Here is a 23,921-nt window from a genome sequence, read left to right as displayed (position 1 = left end):
CTCACCCTACTTTTGGACTGCGTCACAGGGTGCACCGGAAAGCTATACAATGAGAGCGAGGAGAACGTCGTGCTAGAAGAATACCGTAAGCACGTTGCCGAGCGTGCTGCCCAGGGAATCGTACCTAAGCCGTTAGATGCTTCCCAAATGGCCGCGCTGGTTGAACTGCTGAAAAACCCGCCAGCGGGTGAAGAAGAATTCCTTACTGACCTGTTGGTCAACCGTGTCCCGCCAGGTGTTGATGAAGCGGCCTATGTAAAAGCCGGATTCCTGGCAGCGGTCGCAAAGGGCGAAGCCCACTCTCCTCTGGTTACTCCTGAAAAAGCAGTCGAACTTCTGGGCACCATGCAGGGTGGCTACAACATCCACGCATTGATTGAATCCCTCGACGATGAGACGCTGGCGCCGATTGCTGCAGAAGCCCTGTCCCATACGCTGCTGATGTTCGATAACTTCTACGATGTCGAAGAGAAAGCCAAAGCGGGTAACCCCCACGCGAAAAAAATTATCCAGTCCTGGGCCGATGCAGAATGGTTCCTGAAGCGTCCAAAACTGGCAGAAAAAATCACCACCACCGTGTTCAAAGTGACCGGCGAAACCAACACCGATGACCTCTCTCCGGCACCGGATGCATGGTCTCGCCCGGATATTCCACTGCACGCACTGGCGATGCTGAAAAACCCACGTGAAGGCATCGAACCCGATGATGCTGGTAACATTGGCCCGATCAAACAGATCGAAGCATTACAGAAAAAAGGTTTCCCGCTGACTTACGTCGGTGACGTCGTGGGTACCGGTTCTTCGCGTAAATCCGCCACCAACTCGGTGCTGTGGTTTATGGGTGATGACATTCCGTATGTCCCCAACAAGAAGGGCGGTGGCCTGTGCCTCGGCGGTAAAATCGCTCCGATCTTCTTCAACACCATGGAAGATGCTGGCGCACTGCCGATCGAAGTGGAAGTTGACCGTTTGAATATGGGCGATGTCATTGACGTCTATCCGTATAAAGGTGAAGTGCGTAACCATGACACCGATGAAGTGCTGGCGACATTCGAACTGAAAACCGAAGTGTTGCTGGATGAAGTTCGCGCGGGCGGTCGTATTCCGCTGATTATCGGGCGTGGTCTGACGGCCAAAGCCCGTGAATCTCTGGGTCTGCCGCACAGCGATGTCTTCTTGCAAGCCAAAGATGTGGCTGCCAGCAGCCGTGGCTTCTCACTGGCGCAGAAAATGGTCGGTCGCGCCTGTGGCGTCGATGGTATCCGCCCGGGCGCTTACTGCGAACCTAAAATGACCTCGGTCGGTTCTCAGGACACCACCGGTCCGATGACCCGTGATGAACTGAAAGACCTGGCCTGCCTCGGCTTCTCAGCCGATCTGGTGATGCAATCCTTCTGTCACACTGCCGCTTACCCGAAACCGGTAGACGTGACCACGCATCACACCCTGCCAGACTTCATCATGAACCGTGGCGGTGTGTCGCTGCGTCCAGGTGATGGCGTGATCCACAGCTGGCTGAACCGTATGCTGCTGCCGGATACCGTAGGTACCGGTGGTGACTCGCATACCCGTTTCCCGATTGGTATTTCGTTCCCGGCCGGTTCTGGTCTGGTGGCGTTTGCTGCGGCGACGGGTGTCATGCCGCTGGATATGCCGGAATCAGTGCTGGTGCGCTTCAAAGGCGAAATGCAGCCAGGCATTACCCTGCGCGATCTGGTGCATGCGATCCCGCTGTACGCGATCAAACAGGGCCTGCTGACCGTTGAGAAGAAAGGCAAGAAAAACATCTTCTCTGGGCGCGTGCTGGAAATCGAAGGTCTGCCGAAACTGAAAGTGGAGCAGGCGTTTGAACTGACCGATGCTTCTGCTGAACGTTCTGCGGCGGGTTGCACCATCAAACTCGATAAAGAACCGATCATCGAGTACCTCAACTCGAATATCGTACTGCTGAAGTGGATGATCTCTGAAGGCTACGGCGATCGCCGTACGCTGGAGCGTCGCGTTGAAGGCATGGAAAAATGGCTGGCTGATCCGCAGCTGCTGGAAGGTGATGCCGATGCCGAATATGCAGCGGTGATCGACATTGATCTGGCGGAAATCAAAGAGCCGATCCTGTGTGCGCCGAACGATCCGGACGATGCGCGTCTGCTGTCTGATGTGCAGGGCGAGAAGATTGATGAAGTGTTCATCGGTTCCTGCATGACCAACATCGGTCACTTCCGTGCGGCCGGTAAATTGCTGGACAGCCACAAAGGCCAGCTGCCGACCCGTTTGTGGGTGGCTCCGCCAACCAAGATGGATGCGGCACAGCTGACGGAAGAAGGCTACTACAGCGTGTTCGGTAAGAGCGGCGCGCGTATCGAGATCCCGGGTTGTTCGCTGTGCATGGGTAACCAGGCGCGTGTGGCGGACGGTGCGACGGTGGTATCCACCTCGACCCGTAACTTCCCGAACCGTCTCGGTACCGGTGCCAACGTCTATCTGGCGTCTGCGGAGCTGGCGGCGGTTGCATCGCTGCTGGGCAAATTGCCGACGCCGGACGAGTATCAGCAGTTTATGACTCAGGTTGATAAGACAGCGGCAGATACCTACCGCTATCTCAACTTTGATCAGCTGAACCAGTACACCGATAAAGCAGATAACGTGATCTTCCAGACCGCGCTGTAATCGGCTGTAAACTCAGCAAGGGGGTGATGAAAATCACCCCCTTTTTTTGCGCCCTTTTTTCCTCTGTCGTGGCCTGACATAATGCGAGCGCGATCCCACTTTATTCAGCGTGTTGCGCACAAAATGAATTCAGGCAGTGCCACGCGGCGCGCCATTGGTAAGAGGTTACACACATGGAGTATGAATTTTTGCGCGATCTGACCGGCAAGGTCAAAGTGCGTATGTCGATGGACCACGAAGCGGTGGGGCACTGGTTCAACGAAGAGGTTGATGAAAATCTGGCTTTGCTGGATGACGTTGAAGCCGCCGCGCAACAGGTAAAAGGCACCCATCAGCAATGGCAACGTGTCGGTCATGAATACACGATATGGCTGGATGAAGAAGAGGTGATGATCCGGGCCAATCAGCTGGCATTAGAAGACGACGGGCTGGAAGAGGGGATGACCTATTACGACGAAGAGAGTCTGTCATTCTGCGGCGTCGAAGATTTTCTGGCGGTCATCGCGGCGTACCGGCAGTTTCTGGCAGGGAAATAATAATCAGGAAACGCCGCATCAGGACGATGCGGCGTGTCAGGGCACTTACGCGCCGCTGGTCAGGGTGTGTGGATGATGAACTTTTTCCTCATCCACGATCGGTTCAACTTTGCCCATCAGGAACAGGTAGTTGAGGATACCAATCACCACCAGCACGGCGGAGAACACCAGTGCCCAGGTAAAGTGACCCGTGGCACCGACGATGGCACCGGTAATGATCGGACCCACCGCGCCGCCCATATTGGATACGGTGTTCTGTAAACCGGCAACTATCGACACGCTGTTTTTCGGGGCGACGTCGCCCGGCAGTGCCCACACCTGGGAAGCCGCCACGGTGGTGCCGGATTTAGCGATACACAGTAGCAATACCGTCATAAATACCGAATCGGTGAAGGGGGCGAAACCGATACACAGCGCCATCAGCAGGCCAATGGTCAGGAACAGTTTGCGTGTGGCAGTGAGCGATAGCACTTTGTTATGCACCATACGGTCCGATGCCCAGCCCGCCAGCACTTCAATCACCATGCCGCAAATCAGCGGCAGTGCAGCCACCATGCCCATTTTCAGGAAATCCATGCCTTTGTCTTTCACCAGGTAGGTTGGCAGCCAGGTGATAAAGAAATAGGAAGTGTAGTTAATGGTGAAGAAGCCAATACACATCGCCCAGATGTTGCGATAGCGCAGCAGCTTGTACCATTTCATCGGCAGCACGCTTTTATCGCCATGCTTGTTGGCCTGGCCATCACGGATCAGGCGAACTTCGTCGCGGCTGATCGCTTTATGGTCTTCCGGATTTTCCGCGTAGATAAAATACCAGGCGATCACCCAGAACAAACCGATCGCGCCGATGGCGAGGAAGGTGATACGCCAGTCAAACATGGCGATCATCCAGACGATCAGCGGCATTGCGACGGCACCACCAAACTTGGAGGCGCTATCAAAGAGGCCAGAAACCGTTGCGCGTTCGCGATCCGGGAACCAGCGCGCGGCGATCCCGGCGTTGCTTGGGTAGGCAGCGGCTTCACCGACGCCCAACGCCAGGCGCAGCGCCAGCAGTGATTTAAAGCCTGTCGCCAGTCCCATCGCCATAGTAGCGATGGACCACCAGCCAACAGCAATGCCGAGACCTTTTTTCTGACCGAAACGGTCAGCAAACCAGCCCGCCGGGATTTGCAGCAGCGCATACGACCAGAAAAACGCCGCCATGATCACGCCCATCATTTCGGGATTGATCGACAGTTCTTTGATCAGATGTGGGGCAGCAGCAGAGAGTACAGTACGGTCAATATAGTTAATGGCAACCGCCAGCCACATCAGGCCTGCGATCCACCAGCGAATGCGAGAGGTGTTGTTCATAATAATAATCCACCAGACATTTCGTAGGGTTGAGCCGGGCGGCCTTTAGGCCAGCCCGTTCATCACGTTCACCGGGCGTTCGCCCTGTTTAATGCACTGCACAATCTGCATCACGCAGCGTTCGCCGATGGCGCTGATGGCTCCGTCGGTGTAGCCCGCGATGTGCGAGGTTGGGATAAAGTTACTCAGCGTGAACAACGGGTGTTCCACCAGCGGTTCCTGCTCAAATACATCGGCAGCGGCACCGGCAATCACATTGTCTTGCAATGCCAGGAACAGATCCTGTTCGTTCACCACGCCGCCGCGTGACACGTTGATCAGGAAGGCGCTTTTCTTCATGCGTCTGATGCGTGCCGCATCAAACAGGTTGCGCGTTTCGTTGGTCAGCGGGGTATGCAGGGTGATGAAGTCACTCGCTTCGGTCAGTTGTTCCATATCGACGAATTCAATACCGTGTTCGGCAGCGAATTTTGCATCCGGGTAGAAATCAAAAGCGATGACGCGCATGTTAAATCCTTTGGCACGCAGTGCGACCTGCTTGCCAATGTTGCCCAGACCGACGATACCGAGGGTTTTGCCATACACATCGGTGGCAAAAATGCGTGGCCAGTGACCGGCGCGGGTATCTACGGCGGCCTGGGTCACCTGGCGTGCGCTGTTGAGAATTAGCGCAAAGGCGAAGTCGGCCACGGCGTGCTTATTGGCGTCCGGCACGTTGGTGACATAGATGCCGCGTGCGCGCGTGGCGTCGAGGTTGATGTTATCGACGCCAACGCCGTGCTTGCAGACAATCTTCAGCTGCGGCGCTTTGCTCAGCAGTTCTTCATTCACGTCGGTAAAGGCGACAATCATCGCTACGGTTTCAGCCAGATGAGGTTCCAGCGCGCTGAGCGGGGCATCGGCCGGCAGGGTAATCAGCTCGAAACCCTGCTGCTGTAAGGTCGTAATTGGTGTGGCGTCATATTTGGCGAATGACGGTGAGGTACAGATGACTTTCATAACGCTTCCCGGTGTAAAAAGTGGAACAGGCAAGGGCAGCAGCGGCTGCCCTGACGGCCGTTACTGCAAATACTGGTTCACTACCTGGCGGATCTTCTGCTCTTCTTCGGCAGAGAAGCGCACCGCATAGCGGCTGTCGCCCACGTCATAACCCAGCAGGTAGAGGGCTTTCTTCACCGCTGCCGGGGAGAACCCGATGCTGTAAAGATCGGTACGCAGGCCGGTGACGTTTTCCTGAGCCAGACGCGAACCTTCAATATCACCAGCATGGAAGCGCGCCCAGATGGCGTTGATCTCTTTCGGTGCTACGTTGGCAAGGCCGGAGATGCAGGCAGAGCAGCCATCGACAAAGCCCTGATGGATTAAGGAATCCGGGCCGTTCAGCACATCAAAACCATCGATACCTTCCGCTGCCTTGAGGAAACCGCTCAGGCTCTCATAGCTGCCTGCACTGTCTTTGATACCGACGATATTGGGATGCGCGGCCAGCTGGCGCACGGTTTCCGGTTGCAGCGTATTACCGGTGCGCGCCGGAATGTTGTAGAGAAACAGCGGCACGCTCAGGGCATCAGCCACGCTCTGATAGTGATAAATCAGCTCATCCTGTTTCAGCGGCACAAAATAAGGGGTGATCACCGACACCGCATCCACGCCCAGCTTCTCAATCTGCTTACCGAGACGGATGGTTTCACGCGTCGAGATCTCGCCAATATGGGCCACGACAGGCGCGCTGCCGTTGACTTCATCGACACAGGTTTCGGTGACGGCCAGCTTCTCCTGCTCATTCAGCACGAAGAATTCGCCGTTAGTGCCGCCGCAGAAAATACCGTTACCGGCGCTCAGCTGACGTTTGACCTGCTCACGCTGGGTCGCAGGGTTGAAGGCACCGTCGCGGTCGAAGGTGGTGACAATGGCGGTCAGTACGCCCTGGATTTTGTTACTCATGATTTCCTCGATAGTCCTTAGTGATTCAATGCCGGAAACAGCGTCAGGTAGACGTTTCGTACGTCATCGGCGCTCACTTTCATCGGTACATTCTTCATCAGGCGTTGCACGTCGAGCGCGGCTTCCACCAGATAGGGCAGGTGATCCGGGCCGATACCCAGTTCTTCCAGGCTGGCAGGCAGCTTCAGGCGTTGCACCAGCGCGGCGAAATATTCCACCAGCGCGTGCGACTTCGCCTCTTCATCCAGCTGGAGGTCGGCATCGGGCAGTAAATCCCAGACCTGAGCAAATTTACTCACCGCCGCCGGACGCACAAAGCGCATGCAGGGTGCCAGCAGGATGGCGTTGGCGACGCCGTGTGGGATGTGATATTTGCCGCCCAACGGATAAGACATGGCGTGCACCAGGTGCGTACCGGCATGGGCAATCGACGCGCCACCATAGTAAGACGCCCACAGCATATTCAGGCGCGCTTCGAGATTACCCGGTTCGGCAACGGCGGTTTCCAGGCTGGCAAACAGCTTCTTCATGCCGATCATCGCGTAGTTATCGCTAACCGGATTCGCCACTGTCGCGGTGAAGCACTCAATCAGGTGGCACAACGCATCGATACCGGTTGAGGAGGCAATATGCGGCGGCATGCTGGTGGTCAGCTCCGGTATCAGTGCCACGTAATCCGGCAGCATCACCGGGGTGATAATGCCCACTTTGGTCTCTTTCTCCGGGATCGCCAGAATGGCGTTCGGCGTGGCTTCTGAACCGGTACCGGCGGTGGTGGGAATCAACAGCGAGGTGGTGCGGGTCAGTGGTTTTTCCCCGGCCAGCAGCGCATCCAGGGTGGGTGCGCCTGCTACGCACAGAATAGACAGCAGCTTGGCGACATCCAGTACGCTACCGCCACCCACGCCAATCACCAGATCGACATCAGTGGTGGGCAGGGCCGCGACGATCGCCGCCACATCGTGCTGGCTCGGTTCCGGTGGCACGCTATTGACCAGGCTGAGGCTGGCAATCTGCTGCTTCAGCTGGGCGATTAACGTCTGTACTGCCGGAATGCCCTCTATATTCTTATCAGTAACCAGCAGAGCTTTTTGCTTACCTTTCAGCAGGTAGCTGAGGTCATTAAGTGCCTGGTAGCCGCTGATCACGGTGCTGTTGATATTCATTTCGTACCCTTTTCCCGGTGTTATCGCACTGATTGATTGTTATTGCTCAATGCAATGCGATATCTGTCACTAACTGTGCCTGAATTTATAGGGCATATTGATTTCAATTAATTTGATCTTGCTCACATATAATCAATCATGATTGAATATAATCAATCTCAATACGGCAAGCTGCCCGTGACAGGAGAGAGAATGCGTTTACATCCATGGAAAACGCCGGTGCTGGTGATTGCCGATGATTTTACCGGCGCTAACGATGCGGGAAGCGGGCTGGCCAGGGCAGGTGCGCGCGTCCATGTGCTGTTTGATAGCCAGACACCGCACGATGCTGGTGCTGCTGATGTGCTGGTCATTAGCACCGACAGCCGGGCGGTGAGTGCAACCGACGCGGCCGAACGCACCCGTCATGCGGTGCAGCAGCATCAGGCGATGGCTCAGGATGGCTGGCTGTTCAAGAAGATTGACTCCACGTTACGTGGCAACCCCGGTGCGGAGATCGCTGCGGCATTGCAGGCCAGTGGCAAAGCGCTGGCGCTGGTGGTACCGGCGGTGCCGAAACTCGGGCGGACCACGCGCAACGGTGAAGTGTGGATCAACCAGCAGCGCCTGACCGACACCGAATTTGCCAGCGACCCGAAGACGCCGGTCACCAGCAGCCATGTTTTGACGTGCCTGCAAATGCAGAGCGATTTACCGGGCGAGGTTGTCGATGTTGCCACGCTACGCAGCGGCAAGTTTACGCAACTGCTGGCTACGATGCGCGGGCTGGTGGTGATTGATATTGAGCAGGATGCTGACCTGGTTTTGCTGATGCAGGCTGCCGTGACGCTGAAAACCCGCCCATTGCTGGCTGGCGCGTCCGGCCTCGGTGATGCCTTAGGTGAGTACCTCGCCGAACGCCCGGCACGCCCGGTGCTGGCGATCGTTGGTTCGATGAGTGCCATTGCGCAGCAGCAGATTGACCGGCTCGCCAGCCAGCGTGCCATCCGCATTATCGATATTGATATCCGCCAGCTGTTTGCCCAGCCCGCATGGCCGCAGGCCCGCGTCTGGCAGCAGGAGATACAACAGGCGCTGCACGCAGGTATCCACTGCGTGGTTCGTACCACGCAACATGCCGGGCAGCGCCATGAGATTGATGCGCTGTGTCAGCAGCATCAGTTATCGCGTCAGGCGCTGGGCGAGCAGATTTGCCAGTTTCTGGCGCAGCTGACTAACACGGTCTGCCGCGATCGTCAGCCAGCCGGGCTGTATCTTTCCGGCGGTGATGTTGCGATCGCCGTGGCGCAGGCACTGGGTGCCAGTGGTTTCCAGATTCAGGGCCTGGTGGCGGGCTGTGTGCCGCACGGGGTTCTGCTTAATAGTGATTTACACCTGCCGGTGATGACCAAAGCGGGTGGCTTTGGTGACGAAAACACCCTGGTAGAAGCCATTCGTTTTATTGAGGAGAAGTCGAGTGAATAAAATTATTGCGGTGACCATGGGCGATCCGGCGGGCATCAGCCCGGAGATCATCATTAAAGCGCTGGCGGAAGGCGACCTGGCAGGCGTACCTGCGATAGTGGTTGGCTGCGCCAGTACGCTGCGTCGGGTGATGGGATTGAACATTACGCCGCAGGTCGAACTGCGCGTGCTGGATCAGGTAAAAGATGCACACTTTGCGCCAGGCATCATCAACGTGATTGATGAACCGCTGGCGAATCCGGAGGCGCTGAAACCGGGTGTGGTACAGAAGGAAGCGGGCGATCTGGCCTGGCGCTGCGTGAAACGCGCCACCGAGCTGGCGCTGGCCGGGGAAGTCCATGCCATTGCCACCGCACCGCTGAACAAAGAAGCGCTGCATTCGGCCGGTCATATCTATCCGGGGCATACTGAACTGCTGGCGCAACTGACCAATACCAAAAATTACGCCATGGTGCTGTATACCGACCATCTGAAGGTGATTCACGTCACCACCCATATTGCGCTGCGTAAATTCCTCGATACCCTGAATCGGCCGCGTATTGAAACGGTGATCGGCATGGCGGATAGCTTCCTGCGTCGCGTTGGGTTCGACAAGCCACGCATTGCGGTAGCGGGGGTTAACCCGCATGCCGGTGAAAACGGCCTGTTCGGCGATGAAGAGATCACTACCGTGGCACCGGCTATCCGGGCGATGAAGGAAAAAGGCATTGATGTGTACGGCCCGTGCCCGCCGGATACCGTGTTCCTGCAATGTCAGCAAGGCCAGTACGATATGGTGGTGGCGATGTACCACGATCAGGGACATATTCCACTGAAATTACTCGGTTTTTATGATGGTGTAAACATCACTGCCGGGCTGCCGTTTATCCGCACTTCAGCAGACCACGGCACCGCCTTTGATATCGCCTGGACAGGTAAGGCGAACTCTGCGAGCATGGCGATCTCCATCAAACTCGCGATGCAACTTGCATAGGGAAATATGAAGGGACAAAGTCGCCTCGACCAGATTATGGATTATCTGAAAAGCCATAATCTGGTTACTGTTGAACAACTGGTGAGTGCCATTTCTGCCTCACCGGCCACTATTCGCCGCGATCTGATTAAGCTGGACAAGGAAGGCGTGGTAAGCCGCAGTCATGGCGGCGTAACCTTAAATCGTTTTATTCCCGCCCAGCCCACCACGCTGGAAAAAATGCAGCGTAACCTGGCAGAAAAACAGGCGATTGCCCATTTTGCCGCTGGTTTTGTACAGTCCGGGGATGCGGTAGTGCTGGATGCCGGTACCACCATGCTGGAATTGGCGCGTCAACTGACCCATTTGCCGTTGCGGGTGATTACCGCCGATCTGCATATCGCGCTGTTCCTGTCAGAATTCAAACAGATTGAAGTCACCATTATTGGCGGGCGTATCGATGATTCCAGCCAGTCGTGTATTGGCGAACATGGCCGCCGCCTGCTACGCAGCATCAATCCTGATATCGCTTTTGTCAGCTGTAACTCGTGGAGCATTGAACGCGGGATAACCACGCCAACCGAGGAGAAGGCCGGTCTGAAGATGGATCTGCTGGCGAATGCCCGGCGGCGGATTCTGCTGGCGGACAGTAGCAAATACGGTTCCTGGTCGCTGTTTTGCGCGGCACCGATTGACAGCCTGACCGACATCGTCACCGATGCGCGGCTGGATGAAGTGGTATGCCATAGCCTGCGTGAGCGCGGCATTGCGCTGCAACTGACGGCATAAGGACATACCCTGTAATGGCGCGATAAATCGCGCCGCTACGGGTTCGGTTATGCCTTTAACCCAATCGACGGGATGTTACGTCCGTAATAAATCTCCCGCATCTCTTTCCACAGCAAGCTGGTTATACGCTTATGTTCCTGCGGGCTGAGATCTTCCGGTTTGGTATTGAACAGGTAATGCTTCAGGTCAAATTCTTTCAGCAACATCTTGGTATGAAAGATATTTTCCTGGTAAACGTTCACGTCCAGCATGTCATACATTGATTTCATATCGTCAGACATAAAGTTCTGAATCGAGTTAATCGCATGATCAATGAAGTGCTTCACGCCATTCACATCGCGGGTGAAACCACGCACGCGATAATCAATGGTGACGATGTCGGATTCCAGCTGGTGAATCAGATAATTTAACGCTTTCAGCGGGGAAATCACGCCGCAAGTCGAGACTTCGATATCGGCACGGAAGGTGCATAATCCGCCTTCCGGATGGCTCTCCGGATAGGTATGCACGCAGATATGGCTTTTATCGAGATGGGCGACAACCGAGTTAGGCAGTGGGCCGGGGTGCTCTGAGTTATCGATATCTTTCGGATCCATCGGCTCCTCGCTCACCAGAATGGTGACGCTCGCGCCTTGTGGTTCATAGTCCTGGCGCGCGATGTTGAGCACGTTAGCACCAATGATCGAGCAGGTTTCTGTCAGGATTTCGGTCAGACGGTTGGCGTTATATTGCTCATCAATATAAGCGATGTAACCATCACGCTCAGCTTCAGTATTTGCATAGCAAATATCGTAAATACAAAAACTCAGGCTCTTTGTCAGGTTGTTGAAGCCATGTAGTTTTAGCTTTTGCAATTTCGTTCACCCCCTTATAAATGTCCGATCAGCGCGCGTCTGACAGGGCATTCAACAGATATTGCGGCAGGGCAAAGCTGCCAGTATGGATTGCCGGATTGTAGTAACGGCAGTTCAGGCCAGCGGCCACAAAACGTGACTGCAAGGTCGCGCTGTCGAGCGTGCGCAGCGCCGGATTGTCGCTTGCCCAGGCAAAGGTCATGATGCCGCCGTAGTAGGTCGGGATCGCGGCCTGATAAAAACTGACATCGGAAAAGTAGTGGCTGAGTTTGCGATGGCTGTTAACCGCTTCATCTTGTTGCAGAAAACAGACGCCGTTCTGCGCCACAAAAATGCCGCCAGGGTTGAGGGCGTTTTTGCAACCGGCATAGAACTCCGAAGTGAACAGGCTCTCTCCCGGACCGATCGGGTCGGTACAGTCGGAGATGATCACATCGAATTTTTCCTGTGTCTGATTGACGAAGTTGACGCCATCGTCAATCACCAGCTGTAAACGTGCATCGTCGTAAGCGCCAGCGCTGTGGTTCGGCAGGTACTGCTTACAGAAGCTCACCACACCCGCATCGATCTCCACCATGGTGATCTGTTCGATGCTGCGATGACGTGATACTTCGCGCAGCATGGCACCATCGCCACCGCCGATGATCAGCACACGTTTCGCCGCGCCGTGCGCCAGAATCGGTACATGGGTCATCATTTCATGGTAAATGAATTCATCACGCTCGGTGGTTTGTACCACGCCGTCCAGCGCCATAACGCGACCAAAAGCCGCATTTTCGAAGATGACGAGATCTTGATGCGCGGTTTTATCACGGTAGAGTTCTTTATCAACCGTGAAATACTGTCCGAAACCGGCATGAAGGGTTTCATACCACATTTCATTTTGGGCCATGATGAGGCTCTCCTGTAATGACATCGCCATGAAAATGGGCGGCAAATCATAGCGAATTATGACCGTGGTTGCACGGTCAAATGTTCAGCAGGAGAGCGGGGCAGCAGGTTATTTCACGTAGGCGAGCAGGCTCAGAGAATCCCGTGCCAGCGACTTACATTTCTTGTCGTTGGTGATGGCGATGCCGCTCAGATCTTTATAACTGTCTTCGCCGAGCGCTTTCATGTTGAAGGTGCTGTAGTTACTCAAATCCCAGCGATTCTGCTGGGCGAAAAACACCAGAGCCTTGCGAATCTGCGCATCGGGGAGATCCTGATAGCCGCAATCATTCTTCAGATAAACAAAAACCGCCGTCAGATCAGCCAGATCTTCCGCTTCGGATTCGCTCAGGGCAAAGCTGGTGGAGGAGAAGCCAAGGAGTCCCGCCAGCAGCAGGATCTTGATGCTTTTCGACATAATCATTCTCAACAGGGGGCAATAAAATGACGTTAGCACAGATATTGGCAGGATTCTGATAAATTTGCCGCCGTGGCGCTCGGCACACTTTTTTTCGGTGCATTCTGCAGCAGGGCTTGACCCTCCCGCAGGGGCAAGGTTTACGCTGTGCCCTTATGCACAATAAGGATATGAATATGCAACGTCGTCATTTTCTGAAGCTGACTGCCGCACTCAGCGCGGCAGGTGCCCTGCCCATGTGGAGCCGTTCGCTGATGGCCGCCACGCGACCGCTGCTGCCTATCCCCAACCTGCTGGAAGCGGATGCACACGGTAACTACAACCTGACCGCTCAGGCGGGCACCAGCCAGTGGAATGGCAAAGCGGTGCCGACCTGGGGCTACAACGGCAGCCTGCTTGGGCCAGCAATTGTGCTTCAGCGGGGTAAACCGGTCACGGTGAATATTCATAACCGTCTGCCGGACGCCACCACTGTGCACTGGCACGGGCTGGAAATTCCGGGCGCGGTGGATGGAGGTCCACAGGCGACCATCGCACCAGGAGCATCGCGCCAGGTGACCTTTACGCCCGATCAACCCGCCGCTACCTGCTGGTTTCATCCCCATCAGCATGGCAAAACTGGCTATCAGGTGGCGCAAGGGCTGGCGGGGTTGGTGCTGTTGCAGGATGAGGCGGCTGGCAAACTGCGCTTGCCGGTGCAGTGGGGCATTGACGATGTACCGCTGATTTTCCAGGACAAGCAACTGAGTTCGGATGGTACGCGGATTGATTACCAGCTCGATGTCATGCGTGCGGCGGTGGGCTGGTTTGGCGACATGATGCTGACCAATGGCGTGCAGTACCCGCAACACGCGGTACCGCGTGGCTGGTTACGCCTGCGTCTGCTGAACGGTTGTAATGCGCGTTCATTGCATATTGCCACCAGCGACCAGCGTCCGCTGTATGTGATTGGCAGCGATGGTGGCCTGCTGGCCGAGCCGGTAAAAGTGGACAGCCTGCCACTGTTGCCCGGCGAGCGTTTTGAAGTGATGGTGGATACCTCGGACGGTAAAAGCTTTGACATGGTGACGCTGCCGGTGACGCAAATGGGCATGATGTTGGCACCGTTTGATCAACCGTTGCCGCTGGTGAATATCCTGCCATTACGTGTGATGGCAAGCGCTTCGCTACCGGATAAGCTGGTGGATGTGCCGCCGCTGCCCGCCACCGACGGGCTGCAAACCCGCTGGCTGCAACTGATGATGGACCCGCAACTCGATAGCCAGGGGATGCAGGCGCTGATGGATCGCTATGGCGCGAAAGCCATGGGCAGCATGGAAGGCCATCACGCGATGAGCATGCCTCAGGGGCAAAAGCAGGGCGATATGAAGATGGACATGGGTGACATGCCGATGGATCACAGCAAGATGGCGATGGATCATAGCGGCCATGGCAAGGCTGCCGGTTATGATTTCCACAATGGCAACAAGATCAACGGCATCGCCTTTGATATGACCAAACCGATGTTCGATGTGAAGCTCGGCAGCATGGAAAAGTGGACGATTTCCGGCGAAGGCGACAGCATGCTGCATCCGTTCCATATCCACGGCACCCAGTTCCGTATTTTGTCCGAAAACGGCAAGCCGCCAGCCCCGCATCGTCAGGGCTGGAAGGACATGGTCAGCGTCAACGGCTGGCGCAGTGAAGTGCTGGTGCGCTTCGATTATGTCGCCAGCGCTGAACAGGCGTATATGGCCCATTGCCATCTGCTGGAACATGAGGACACCGGCATGATGCTGGGCTTCACCGTGACTTAACCGGCCAGCGCCTGACGGATATCCTCAATTAAATCATCGGCATGTTCGATGCCGATCGACAAACGGACGGTGGCGTCAGTGATACCAATGCGCTGACGCACCTCCGCAGCCACCCCGGAATGGGTGGTGCTGGCCGGATGGCTGGCCAGCGATTCGGTCCCCCCCAGACTCACCGCCAGTTTGAACAACCCCAGTGCATTGAGGAAACGAAACGCTGCTGGCTGCCCGCCGCGAATATCAAAGGAAAAGGTCGAACCTGCGCCGAAACACTGGCGGCGATAGGTCTCTCCTGCGCTGCTGTTTTTATCCAGATAAGGTAGCCAGTGCAGCTTTTCCACCTGAGGTTGATCGCGCAGGAACGCCGCCACCCGCGCCGCATTGTGCGCCGCTTTCTCCATGCGCAGCGCCAGGGTTTCCAGCGAACGGCCAATCATCCAGCTGGAGTGGGGATCAAGCTGGGTGCCGATCGCGCTGCGTAGTGAGCGTACCTGGTCGATCAACGCTTTCCTGCCCAGCACCGCACCGGCAATCAAATCCGAATGGCCGCCAACGTATTTGGTGAGTGAATACAGCGACAGGTCGGCACCCTGTTCCAGCGGGCGCTGAAACAACGGACCGAGCAGGGTGTTATCACAGGCGATGATCGGTCGCGATCCCTGATGCTGCGCAATCACCTCGGCCACCTGCACCATCAATTTAATATCCACCAGGCTGTTGGTGGGATTGGCAGGGGTCTCAATCAGGATCAATGCCACCCGCCCACGCTGCCAGGCCAGCTTGGCCGCTTCGTGGACTTTCTCCTCATCGGTGCCGTCGCTAAAACCCACCGCTTTGATTTCCAGATTATGCAGCGTTTTGCTCAGCAGGGTTTCGGTGCCACCGTACAGCGGCTGGGAATGCAGAATCACCTCACCAGGCCGGGCGAAGGTCAGCAGCGTGGTGGCAATGGCCGCCATGCCGGAGGAGAACAGCGCGGCCTTTTCTGCGCCTTCGTAAATCGCCAGTCGGTCTTCGACAATTTCGCTATTGGGGTGATTGAAACGTGAATAGACCAGCCCGCCACTTTTTCCTTCTGGCGGTTCACGCCGTCCGGCGACGAAATCAAAGAAATCTTTCCCCTCTTCGGCGCTGTTAAACACAAAGGTGGAGGTGAGAAACACCGGCGGCTTCACCGCGCCTTCGGACAGACGCGGATCGTAACCGTAATTCAGCATCTGGGTTTCCGGATGGAGATGATGATTGCCAGGCTGCGTTTTTTTGCTGGATGAAGAGGTCATAACGTCTCCGGTTTGGCGGGGGCTTTGCATACAGTTAACGTCAGAGCACTATTTTTCGCCACGGTAACGTTTGCGTTGTGTGCGCGGCGTCAGTGCTTAAATGGACTATGATAGACTGCGTGGCTTTCTGAGATACCTAACCCAGGCTGAATGCAATGAAACACACCGTTGACGTGATGATCTCTGAGCAGGAGATCGCAACCCGTATCGCCGAACTGGGCAAGCAGATAAGCGACCACTACCGTAACAGCGGTAGCGAAATGGTGCTGGTCGGTCTGCTGCGCGGTTCCTTTATGTTTATGGCCGATTTGTGCCGTGCCGTTGAGGTGCCACACGAAGTCGACTTTATGACCGCCTCCAGCTACGGCAGCGGCATGTCCACCACCCGTGATGTGAAGATCCTGAAAGATCTCGATGAAGATATTCGCGGCAAAGACGTGTTGATCGTTGAAGACATCATCGACTCCGGCAACACCCTGAGCAAAGTGCGTGAGATCCTGCGCCTGCGCGAACCCAAATCACTGGCCATTTGTACCCTGCTGGATAAGCCGGAACGCCGTGAAGTGGAGGTAACGGTGGAGTACGTCGGTTTCTCCATCCCGGACGAATTCGTGGTGGGTTTTGGCATCGATTATGCCCAGCGCTACCGCCATCTGCCGTACATCGGTAAAGTGGTGCTGCTTGACGAATAACCGCACAATCTTCCAAGGCTAACCTTTCCCGCCTGCGATAAGATGCGCAGCCCGTCGGCCAGTGGCTGGCGGGCATTCTGCTGCGTTTCCCTGCGGCGCGCAGAGTGATAGACTCTGCCCGACTCCTTTGATTTCACAACCTTTATCCCAGCGAACGCGCACGTACCGCTCGCGCACACTATCATTTCAACAGGCAATGATGTCACTACAACAAGGTATGGACTCGCAATGACTTATGCACTGGAACTTTCCGGGCTGATCAAGACCTATCCTGGCGGCGTACAGGCGCTGAAAGGGATCGATCTCAGCGTGGAAGCAGGTGATTTTTACGCCTTACTGGGGCCGAACGGTGCCGGTAAGTCCACCACCATCGGCATTATCAGCTCACTGGTCAATAAATCTGGCGGCAGCGTTCGCGTGTTTGGCTATGACCTGGAAAAAGATGTGGTCAACGCCAAGCGTCAGCTCGGGCTGGTGCCGCAGGAATTCAACTTCAACCCGTTCGAAACTGTGCTACAGATTGTGGTTAATCAGGCGGGTTACTACGGTGTGGAACGTCGCGAAGCCAATCAGCGCGCCGAAAAATACCTGAAACAGCTCGATCTCTGGGGTAAACGCAACGAACGTGCGCGGATGTTGTCCGGCGGTATGAAACGCCGTCTGATGATTGCCCGCGCGCTGATGCACGAACCCAAGTTGCTGATCCTTGATGAGCCGACGGCGGGGGTCGATATTGAGCTGCGTCGTTCGATGTGGGTGTTCCTGAAAGAGCTAAACGCCAGGGGCACCACCATCATTCTGACCACCCACTACCTGGAAGAAGCGGAAATGCTGTGCCGCAATATCGGCATTATCCAGAGCGGTGAACTGGTGGAAAACACCTCGATGAAAGGACTGCTGTCCAAGCTGCAATCCGAAACGTTTATCCTCGATTTAGCGCCACGCAGCCCGCTGCCGCAGCTGGAAGGCTTCCAGTATCGTCTGGTGGATACCTCCACACTGGAAGTGGAAGTGATGCGTGAGCAGGGGCTAAACAGCGTGTTCAGCCAGCTGAGTGCGCAGGGGGTGCAGGTGCTGAGTATGCGTAACAAAGCTAACCGCCTTGAGGAGCTGTTTGTCAGCCTGGTGCAGGGAAAAACAGGAGCGAAAGCATGACGCATTTGTATTGGGTAGCGCTCAAGAGCATCTGGACCAAAGAGATCAACCGTTTTGCCCGCATCTGGATTCAGACGCTGGTGCCGCCGGTGATCACCATGACCCTGTATTTCATTATTTTCGGCAATCTGATTGGTTCGCGTATCGGTGATATGCATGGTTTCAGCTACATGCAATTTATCGTGCCGGGCCTGATCATGATGGCGGTGATCACCAACGCTTACGCTAACGTGGCTTCTTCCTTCTTTAGCGCCAAGTTCCAGCGCAATATTGAGGAGCTGCTGGTGGCACCGGTGCCGACGCACATTATCATCGCGGGTTATGTTGGCGGTGGCGTGGCGCGTGGCGTCTGCGTCGGCATTCTGGTCACGGCAATATCGCTGTTTTTCGTGCCCTTCCATGTGTATTCATGGTCGATGGTGGCGCTGACGTTACTGTTGACGGCAATTCTGTTCTCGCTTGCCGGTTTGCTGAACGCGGTGTTTGCCCGCACCTTTGATGATATCAGCCTGATTCCGACCTTTGTGCTGACACCGTTAACCTATCTGGGCGGGGTCTTTTACTCACTGACGCTGCTGCCACCGTTCTGGCAGATGGTGTCAAAACTGAACCCGATAGTGTATATGATCAGTGGCTTCCGCTATGGTTTCCTCGGCATCAATGATGTGCCGCTGGAGTTGACCTTGTCGGTGTTGGTGGCGTTTATCGTGGTGTTTTACGCGGTGGTGTATGTGCTGATTCAGCGTGGACGTGGGCTGCGTAGCTAAGGTGAAGCTCGGACGTAGCGGCGCGATTTATCGTGCTGTTTTTTTAAAACCCGCGCGATAAATCGCGCCGCTACGGGATCAGATGGGGCGGGATAACATCCCGCCCGTATTGTATCAGGCGACCTGAACCGGCAGCGCTTTGGCTATCCGCTTCATCTCGTTATCGCCCTCAAAATAGGCCACTTTCGGCTGCCAGCTACGCGCGACTTCATCTTCCACCTGCACATAAGAACAGATGATCATAATATCGCCCTCGCAGGCACAGCGGGCGGCCGCGCCGTTGACGGAGATAATCTTTGAGCCACGCTCAGCGGCAATGGCGTAGGTAGAGAAACGCTGGCCGTTGGTCACGTTGTAGATGTCGATGGCTTCATATTGCAGAATGCCAGACGCATCCAGGAAGTCCTGGTCGATGGCGCAGGAACCTTCGTAATTCAAATCTGCCTGAGTCACTTTGACGCGGTGCAGTTTGCCCTGTAATACGGTACGAATCATGGCGGTACAACCTTCTATAAACGATCCCTTACTGGGTCAGATCTACTTGCTGATTATCGATCAGACGAGCATTGCCCAGCCACGCGGCCATCAGAATCACGGCCTGCTTGCTATCAACGGTCAGCGCCTGCAACGTTTCGGCATCGCAAATCGCCAGCCCGTCCGGGCGGAAACCTTTCTCGCGTAACGCCTGTTCGGCGTGTTCAATAATTTCTTCCACATGGCGCTCGCCATTGCTGAGGCGCTCTGCCATGCTGTTCATCACCTGGCTTAAGCCGGGTGCCAGTGTACGCTCATCTGCGGTGAGATAGCCATTACGCGAGCTGAGGGCTAAGCCATCTTTGGCGCGTACCGTGGGAACACCGACAATCTCGATGTCAAAACCCATATCCGCCACCATCTTGCGGATAATAGCCAACTGCTGAAAATCTTTTTCACCAAAGCAGGCAATATCCGGCTGCACCAGGTTGAACAGCTTGCTGACAATGGTGGAGACGCCACGAAAATGTCCCGGACGGGCGGCACCTTCCAGCAGTGATGACAGACCCGGGACTTCCACGAAGGTTTGGGTATCGAGGCCTTTGGGGTAGACGTCTGCCGGGGCAGGGGCGAACACCAAATCAACGCCATGGCGATTCAGCTTTTCGCAATCATCCTGCAAAGTGCGGGGGTAGCGCGCTAAATCGTCCGGACGATCAAACTGCATTGGGTTAACAAAAATCGACGTCACCACGATATCGGCACGCGCGCGCGCTTCATCGACCAGCGTCATATGTCCATCATGCAGGTTGCCCATAGTAGGCACCAGCGCGATACGTTTGCCTTCCTGACGCCAGCGACGGATCTCGTGACGCAGCATCGGCAGTGTTTCAATGATCAGCACTGCACATCTCCTGATTTACTGGAAACTGTGTTCGGCGGCCGGGTAACTGCCCGCCTCAACTTCGGCAATATACTGGCGAATCGCAGCGCGAATGTCGCCGGTTTCCGCGAGGAAATTTTTAGCGAATTTCGGGATATGGCCGCCGGTGATCCCAAAGGCATCATGCATCACCAGAATCTGTCCGTCGGTTACGTTACCGGCACCGATGCCAATCACCGGGATGGTGAGCGCCTTGGTGACGCGTTCTGCCAGCGCCACCGGCACGCACTCCAGCACCAGCAGCTGTGCACCCGCTGCTTCCAGCGCCAGCGCATCGGCCAGTAGGCGTTCCGCTCCGGCTTCGTCACGGCCCTGTACTTTATAGCCGCCGAAGATATTCACCGACTGCGGCGTTAAGCCGAGGTGACCACACACCGGTACCGCGCGATCGGTCAGCATTTTTACGGTTTCCGCCAGCCAGGCACCGCCTTCCAGTTTGACCATATTGGCACCGGCGCGCATCAGCTGGGCCGCGTTAGCAAAAGTCTGATCCGGGGTGGCATAACTCATAAACGGCAGATCGGCCATCACCAGCGCTTGCGGAGCGCCACGGCGCACCGCTGTGGTGTGGTAGGCGATATCATTGACGGTAACCGGCAGGGTCGATTCGTGGCCCTGCACCGTCATGCCAAGTGAATCGCCAATCAGCAGGACCTGAATGCCCTCGTCAGCAAACAGACGGGCAAAGCTGAAGTCGTAGGCCGTTAGGGTGGCAAATTTGCGGCCACTGGCTTTCCACTGGCGCAAATGGGAGATAGTTGTGGGTTTCATCGCACACTCTCAGTATTTTCTGATGGGCGCAGTGTACTGGATCGAAAGGGGAGGCGATACGATTGCCGTGCGATTCTGGGGTTACTCAGACCAGAAACGAATCTCGCTTTGATCGAGCGCAGCCAGCAGGGGAGCTAGCGGGGTGCCATCGGGGAAAGTGAGCTGGGGCGCGAGCTCCAGCAGCGGCAACAGCATAAACGCGCGGTTGTGCATATCGTAATGTGGCACCGTCAAACGTGGCGTGTTAATCACCGCGTCGCCAAACAGCAAGATATCCAGATCGAGCGTACGCGGACCCCAGCGCTCGGCTTTGCGCACCCGGCCATGTTCCAGTTCAATGCGCTGGGTCTGGTCGAGTAAGCTTTCGGCTGAAAGCCCGGTTTCCAGCGCAACCACGGCGTTGAGGTAATCAGGCTGATCCGGCGGGCCATAAGGCGGGGTGCGATACAACGAGGACGTCGCCACGCGGCGGGTTTGCGGTATCGCATCCAGCGCCGCCAGCGCTGCATCAACCTGATGCAGCGGGTCGGCGAGGTTACTGCCTAAGGCGAGATAAACGCGGGTCATGGCGCGCTGTTGTTGCGCGGTGCCGCCGGACGGCGACGCGGACGACGCGGTTTACGGCGTGGCGCAGGATCGTCACCCAGCGTGTTCAGCATGTTTTTCTGCTGCGTCGGTGCTGCGGCCTGGAATTCACCCCACCACTGGCTCAGGCGTTGCAGTTCCGGGTTATTTTCCACATCGGCACGCAATGCCAGCAGGTCATAGGCGGCGCGGAATTTCGGATGTTCCATCAGCTTCCACGCACGTTTGCCGTGGCGGCGTGACATGCGCAACTGCAACTGCCAGATATCGCGAATCAGCGTGGTGATACGCTTCGGAATCGCCAGCGCGCGGCAGGCTTCATCCAGCGTTTCATTCATCGCCAGCGCAAAGGCATCGTAATAGGTCAGGCCGCTTTCCTGGGCAATCTGCTCAGCAGACTCCAGTTGCGGATACCAGAACATCGCGGCAAACAGGAACGCCGGATTGACGCGCATATCATTCTGAATGCGGGTATCGGTATTTTTCAGCACCTGCGCCAGCATACGCTCCATTGAGCTGTCGCTGTGCTCGGTGAAACCGCGCGTCAGCGTCGGGAACAACGGCTGGAACAGCTGATATTCGCGCATCATCTGATAGGTGCGGTAGCCGTAACCGGCCTGTAGCAGCTTGAGCGACTCTTCGAACAGACGTGCGGGCGGAATATCATGCAACAGCGTCGCCAGGCGCGGAATCGGCTCGGCGGTTTCTGCGGCAATGCTCATCTCCAGCTTGGCGGCAAAACGCACCACGCGCAACATACGCACCGGATCTTCGCGATAGCGCGTTTCCGGATCGCCAATCATACGAATGACGCCCTGCTGCAAATCCTGTAAACCGCCGACGTAATCACGCACAGTGAAATCCGCCACGCTGTAATACAGGCTGTTGATGGTGAGATCGCGACGCTGGGCATCATCTTCGATGCTGCCGAAGATGTTATCGCGCAGCAGCATACCGCTTTGCGCGCGCTGTGAGCTGTTGCGATCTTCTTCTTCGGCTTCTTCCATCTGATGATGGCCACGGAAGGTCGCGACTTCAATCACTTCCGGTCCGAACATGACGTGAGCCAGACGGAAACGACGTCCGACCAGACGACAGTTGCGGAACAGTTTACGCATTTGTTCCGGCGTGGCGTTGGTGGTGACATCGAAATCTTTGGGTTTTTTACCCAGCAGCAAATCGCGCACGCCGCCACCTACCAGGTAGGCTTCGTAACCGGCTTTATTCAGGCGATAGAGCACTTTGAGGGCATTTTCGCTGATATCTTTGCGTGAGATGTTGTGGCTTTCACGGGGAATAACGGTCATCAGACTTTCGGTTTCCACCTCTTCAGGCGCCTCCTCGTCACGCTTGAGGACTCTCCGGCAAAAATTAGCGACTCGGGTAAAAATGGGACACCTCGACAGTGACATTAGTGGTGTTAGTAAAATCAGCGGCTAATCATAGCCTGTTGCGAACCATTTGAGAATGGCGTTGTCATTTCAACTGGCCTCAGGGCGTTCTCCAGTGGGATCAGACGGATATTCCACTGGTTAATCGCCGTCTTAAGCAGGGTTTCCAGCGATTCGTCCTGCCAGCCTGGTGATACCGGCTGCCCCAAAAAGTGTAACGCCTGCACCAGCAGTGGCCGGGGATCACCCGCAGGCAGCGCGGGCGCATGGTTTTGCTTCGATAACTTGTTGCCATCGTCATTCACCGCCAGCGGCAGATGCAGATATTCCGGCACCGGCCAGCCAAACTGCTGATACAGCGCAATCTGGCGGACTGTCGGCTCGATCAAATCAGCACCGCGTACAATCTCGGTCATGCCCTGAAAATGGTCATCCACCACCACAGCCAGGTTATAGGCGAACAGGCCATCGCGGCGATGGATAATAAAATCCTCTTCCGCCAGCCGTGTGTCGGCCTGCAAATGACCCCGCAGGCGATCGTCAAAGCCATACACCGGCGTATGCTGGCGCAGGCGCAGTGCGGCGTTTTCCGCTGGCAGCTGCAACTCGCGGCAGTGACCATCATAAAAACCGCCCAGCTGCTGAATGCGGCTGCGTGTACAGGTACAGAAATAACTCTGGCGCTGCTCCCGCAACCAGTTTAACGCCGCGCGGTAAGCCTCATGGCGCTGTGACTGCCACAGCACCTCACCATCCCAGTGCAAGCCATAATGTTCCAGCTGTTGCAGAATGCGGGTTGCGGCACCCGGTACTTCACGCGGTGGATCGATATCTTCAATACGCACCAGCCAGCGCCCCTGTTGTGCGCGGGCACTCAGGTAGCTGCCTAACGCAGCAATGAGCGAGCCAAAATGAAGTTCACCAGAAGGAGAGGGGGCAAAGCGCCCAATACAGGGAAGGTTAGACATTTTTTGATGCGCACCGCACGGCGGGA

The 23,921-nt window shown here is 56.0% G+C and carries 23 protein-coding genes; 9 read left to right on the top strand and 14 right to left on the bottom strand.

Features of this window, described 5'->3' with window-relative positions; translation table 11 throughout:
• Positions 1–69 precede the first annotated feature (69 nt).
• On the top strand, positions 70–2,667 hold the full coding sequence (acnB, locus tag PW844_RS24485; RefSeq protein WP_299457402.1) for a bifunctional aconitate hydratase 2/2-methylisocitrate dehydratase: 2,598 nt from the start codon (positions 70–72) through the stop codon (positions 2,665–2,667).
• A gap of 173 nt (positions 2,668–2,840) precedes the next feature.
• Entirely contained in the window at positions 2,841–3,203 is a 363-nt protein-coding gene (yacL, locus tag PW844_RS24480) for a protein YacL (protein WP_084872746.1), read from the top strand.
• Between the two features lie 45 nt (positions 3,204–3,248).
• Here the strand turns inward: yacL and PW844_RS24475 are convergent, their stop codons facing one another.
• The 4 genes from PW844_RS24475 to PW844_RS24460 are packed head-to-tail and all read right to left on the bottom strand — an operon-like array spanning position 3,249 to position 7,669.
• A complete protein-coding gene (locus PW844_RS24475) occupies positions 3,249–4,559 on the bottom strand; it encodes an MFS transporter (RefSeq protein WP_299457397.1) in 1,311 nt (436 codons plus the stop codon).
• Positions 4,560–4,604: 45 nt separating this feature from the next.
• Complete coding sequence (locus PW844_RS24470) at positions 4,605–5,558, bottom strand: phosphoglycerate dehydrogenase (protein ID WP_299457395.1); 954 nt, start codon at positions 5,556–5,558, stop codon at positions 4,605–4,607.
• Between the two features lie 60 nt (positions 5,559–5,618).
• Positions 5,619–6,503: a dihydrodipicolinate synthase family protein gene (locus PW844_RS24465; RefSeq protein ID WP_299457393.1), complete on the bottom strand. Its 885-nt coding sequence runs from the start codon at positions 6,501–6,503 to the stop codon at positions 5,619–5,621.
• 17 nt (positions 6,504–6,520) lie between these two features.
• Positions 6,521–7,669, bottom strand: coding sequence for an iron-containing alcohol dehydrogenase (locus PW844_RS24460; RefSeq protein ID WP_299457390.1), 1,149 nt, complete (start codon positions 7,667–7,669; stop codon positions 6,521–6,523).
• Positions 7,670–7,861: 192 nt separating this feature from the next.
• Between PW844_RS24460 and PW844_RS24455 the strand changes: the two genes are divergently transcribed.
• From PW844_RS24455 to PW844_RS24445, 3 genes are read left to right on the top strand one after another with little or no spacing between them, the layout of a single operon-like run.
• Positions 7,862–9,133 (top strand): four-carbon acid sugar kinase family protein, encoded by a 1,272-nt coding sequence (locus PW844_RS24455; RefSeq protein ID WP_299457388.1) that lies wholly within the window; start codon positions 7,862–7,864, stop codon positions 9,131–9,133.
• Positions 9,126–10,106: a D-threonate 4-phosphate dehydrogenase gene (locus PW844_RS24450; RefSeq protein ID WP_299457386.1), complete on the top strand. Its 981-nt coding sequence runs from the start codon at positions 9,126–9,128 to the stop codon at positions 10,104–10,106. Before PW844_RS24455 ends, PW844_RS24450 begins: the two co-directional genes overlap by 8 nt.
• Before the next feature lie 6 nt (positions 10,107–10,112).
• The gene (locus PW844_RS24445; protein ID WP_299457384.1) at positions 10,113–10,874 is read left to right on the top strand and encodes a DeoR/GlpR family DNA-binding transcription regulator; all 762 of its coding nucleotides are present in this window, start codon (positions 10,113–10,115) and stop codon (positions 10,872–10,874) included.
• Between the two features lie 47 nt (positions 10,875–10,921).
• Here PW844_RS24445 and speD read toward each other — a convergent pair whose 3' ends face one another.
• The 3 genes from speD to PW844_RS24430 all read right to left on the bottom strand — a co-directional run bounded on the left by speD (position 10,922) and on the right by PW844_RS24430 (position 13,076).
• The gene (speD, locus tag PW844_RS24440) at positions 10,922–11,728 is read right to left on the bottom strand and encodes an adenosylmethionine decarboxylase (RefSeq protein ID WP_299457382.1); all 807 of its coding nucleotides are present in this window, start codon (positions 11,726–11,728) and stop codon (positions 10,922–10,924) included.
• A gap of 28 nt (positions 11,729–11,756) precedes the next feature.
• Positions 11,757–12,620, bottom strand: coding sequence for a polyamine aminopropyltransferase (speE, locus tag PW844_RS24435; protein ID WP_299457380.1), 864 nt, complete (start codon positions 12,618–12,620; stop codon positions 11,757–11,759).
• 108 nt (positions 12,621–12,728) lie between these two features.
• Positions 12,729–13,076, bottom strand: a complete 348-nt coding sequence (locus PW844_RS24430) for a YacC family pilotin-like protein (protein ID WP_084872772.1) — start codon at positions 13,074–13,076, stop codon at positions 12,729–12,731.
• Positions 13,077–13,252: 176 nt separating this feature from the next.
• On the opposite strand from PW844_RS24430, the gene cueO reads away from it, so the two are divergent.
• Entirely contained in the window at positions 13,253–14,872 is a 1,620-nt protein-coding gene (gene cueO / locus PW844_RS24425) for a multicopper oxidase CueO (protein ID WP_299457377.1), read from the top strand.
• Here cueO and PW844_RS24420 read toward each other — a convergent pair.
• A complete protein-coding gene (locus PW844_RS24420; RefSeq protein WP_299457375.1) occupies positions 14,869–16,149 on the bottom strand; it encodes a cystathionine gamma-synthase family protein in 1,281 nt (426 codons plus the stop codon). The two genes, cueO and PW844_RS24420, sit on opposite strands and share 4 nt — an antisense overlap.
• A gap of 155 nt (positions 16,150–16,304) precedes the next feature.
• On the opposite strand from PW844_RS24420, the gene hpt reads away from it, so the two are divergent.
• The 3 genes from hpt (at position 16,305) to PW844_RS24405 (ending at position 18,763) form a co-directional block, all read left to right on the top strand.
• The gene (gene hpt, locus PW844_RS24415) at positions 16,305–16,841 is read left to right on the top strand and encodes a hypoxanthine phosphoribosyltransferase (protein WP_299457373.1); all 537 of its coding nucleotides are present in this window, start codon (positions 16,305–16,307) and stop codon (positions 16,839–16,841) included.
• Between the two features lie 228 nt (positions 16,842–17,069).
• On the top strand, positions 17,070–17,996 hold the full coding sequence (locus tag PW844_RS24410; protein WP_299457372.1) for an ABC transporter ATP-binding protein: 927 nt from the start codon (positions 17,070–17,072) through the stop codon (positions 17,994–17,996).
• A complete protein-coding gene (locus PW844_RS24405; protein WP_084872784.1) occupies positions 17,993–18,763 on the top strand; it encodes an ABC transporter permease in 771 nt (256 codons plus the stop codon). The genes PW844_RS24410 and PW844_RS24405 overlap by 4 nt, the downstream gene beginning before the upstream one ends.
• A 114-nt stretch (positions 18,764–18,877) precedes the next feature.
• Here the strand turns inward: PW844_RS24405 and panD are convergent, their stop codons facing one another.
• From panD to gluQRS, 6 genes are all read right to left on the bottom strand, one after another.
• Positions 18,878–19,258 carry an aspartate 1-decarboxylase gene (gene panD / locus PW844_RS24400; RefSeq protein ID WP_013507914.1) on the bottom strand — a complete coding sequence of 127 codons (381 nt, stop codon included), beginning with the start codon at positions 19,256–19,258 and terminating at the stop codon, positions 18,878–18,880.
• Positions 19,259–19,286: 28 nt separating this feature from the next.
• Complete coding sequence (gene panC / locus PW844_RS24395) at positions 19,287–20,141, bottom strand: pantoate--beta-alanine ligase (RefSeq protein ID WP_299457366.1); 855 nt, start codon at positions 20,139–20,141, stop codon at positions 19,287–19,289.
• Between the two features lie 15 nt (positions 20,142–20,156).
• The gene (panB, locus tag PW844_RS24390; protein WP_299457364.1) at positions 20,157–20,951 is read right to left on the bottom strand and encodes a 3-methyl-2-oxobutanoate hydroxymethyltransferase; all 795 of its coding nucleotides are present in this window, start codon (positions 20,949–20,951) and stop codon (positions 20,157–20,159) included.
• Positions 20,952–21,032: 81 nt separating this feature from the next.
• On the bottom strand, positions 21,033–21,518 hold the full coding sequence (gene folK / locus PW844_RS24385; RefSeq protein WP_299457362.1) for a 2-amino-4-hydroxy-6-hydroxymethyldihydropteridine diphosphokinase: 486 nt from the start codon (positions 21,516–21,518) through the stop codon (positions 21,033–21,035).
• Complete coding sequence (gene pcnB, locus PW844_RS24380; protein WP_208617307.1) at positions 21,515–22,927, bottom strand: polynucleotide adenylyltransferase PcnB; 1,413 nt, start codon at positions 22,925–22,927, stop codon at positions 21,515–21,517. Before pcnB ends, folK begins: the two co-directional genes overlap by 4 nt.
• A 38-nt stretch (positions 22,928–22,965) precedes the next feature.
• Positions 22,966–23,895 carry a tRNA glutamyl-Q(34) synthetase GluQRS gene (gene gluQRS, locus PW844_RS24375; protein ID WP_299457360.1) on the bottom strand — a complete coding sequence of 310 codons (930 nt, stop codon included), beginning with the start codon at positions 23,893–23,895 and terminating at the stop codon, positions 22,966–22,968.
• Positions 23,896–23,921: the final 26 nt, after the last annotated feature.

The sequence above is a fragment of the Pantoea sp. genome (assembly GCF_028283705.1).
In the GTDB taxonomy this organism is placed as follows: domain Bacteria; phylum Pseudomonadota; class Gammaproteobacteria; order Enterobacterales; family Enterobacteriaceae; genus Pantoea.
Note: the sequence above shows the minus strand (reverse complement) of the source record. Positions and strands in the feature narration are given on the sequence as shown.

Coding starts and splice junctions, on each gene's coding strand:
- PW844_RS24420 (WP_299457375.1), bottom strand. CDS start 16,149: ATGACCTCTTCATCCAGCAAAAAAACGCAGCCTGGCAATCATCATCTC.
- PW844_RS24465 (WP_299457393.1), bottom strand. CDS start 6,503: ATGAGTAACAAAATCCAGGGCGTACTGACCGCCATTGTCACCACCTTC.
- yacL (WP_084872746.1), top strand. CDS start 2,841: ATGGAGTATGAATTTTTGCGCGATCTGACCGGCAAGGTCAAAGTGCGT.
- PW844_RS24470 (WP_299457395.1), bottom strand. CDS start 5,558: ATGAAAGTCATCTGTACCTCACCGTCATTCGCCAAATATGACGCCACA.
- cueO (WP_299457377.1), top strand. CDS start 13,253: ATGCAACGTCGTCATTTTCTGAAGCTGACTGCCGCACTCAGCGCGGCA.
- PW844_RS24460 (WP_299457390.1), bottom strand. CDS start 7,669: ATGAATATCAACAGCACCGTGATCAGCGGCTACCAGGCACTTAATGAC.
- PW844_RS24430 (WP_084872772.1), bottom strand. CDS start 13,076: ATGTCGAAAAGCATCAAGATCCTGCTGCTGGCGGGACTCCTTGGCTTC.
- gluQRS (WP_299457360.1), bottom strand. CDS start 23,895: ATGTCTAACCTTCCCTGTATTGGGCGCTTTGCCCCCTCTCCTTCTGGT.
- PW844_RS24445 (WP_299457384.1), top strand. CDS start 10,113: ATGAAGGGACAAAGTCGCCTCGACCAGATTATGGATTATCTGAAAAGC.
- PW844_RS24410 (WP_299457372.1), top strand. CDS start 17,070: ATGACTTATGCACTGGAACTTTCCGGGCTGATCAAGACCTATCCTGGC.
- PW844_RS24455 (WP_299457388.1), top strand. CDS start 7,862: ATGCGTTTACATCCATGGAAAACGCCGGTGCTGGTGATTGCCGATGAT.
- folK (WP_299457362.1), bottom strand. CDS start 21,518: ATGACCCGCGTTTATCTCGCCTTAGGCAGTAACCTCGCCGACCCGCTG.
- panB (WP_299457364.1), bottom strand. CDS start 20,951: ATGAAACCCACAACTATCTCCCATTTGCGCCAGTGGAAAGCCAGTGGC.
- PW844_RS24475 (WP_299457397.1), bottom strand. CDS start 4,559: ATGAACAACACCTCTCGCATTCGCTGGTGGATCGCAGGCCTGATGTGG.
- hpt (WP_299457373.1), top strand. CDS start 16,305: ATGAAACACACCGTTGACGTGATGATCTCTGAGCAGGAGATCGCAACC.
- PW844_RS24405 (WP_084872784.1), top strand. CDS start 17,993: ATGACGCATTTGTATTGGGTAGCGCTCAAGAGCATCTGGACCAAAGAG.
- panD (WP_013507914.1), bottom strand. CDS start 19,258: ATGATTCGTACCGTATTACAGGGCAAACTGCACCGCGTCAAAGTGACT.
- speE (WP_299457380.1), bottom strand. CDS start 12,620: ATGGCCCAAAATGAAATGTGGTATGAAACCCTTCATGCCGGTTTCGGA.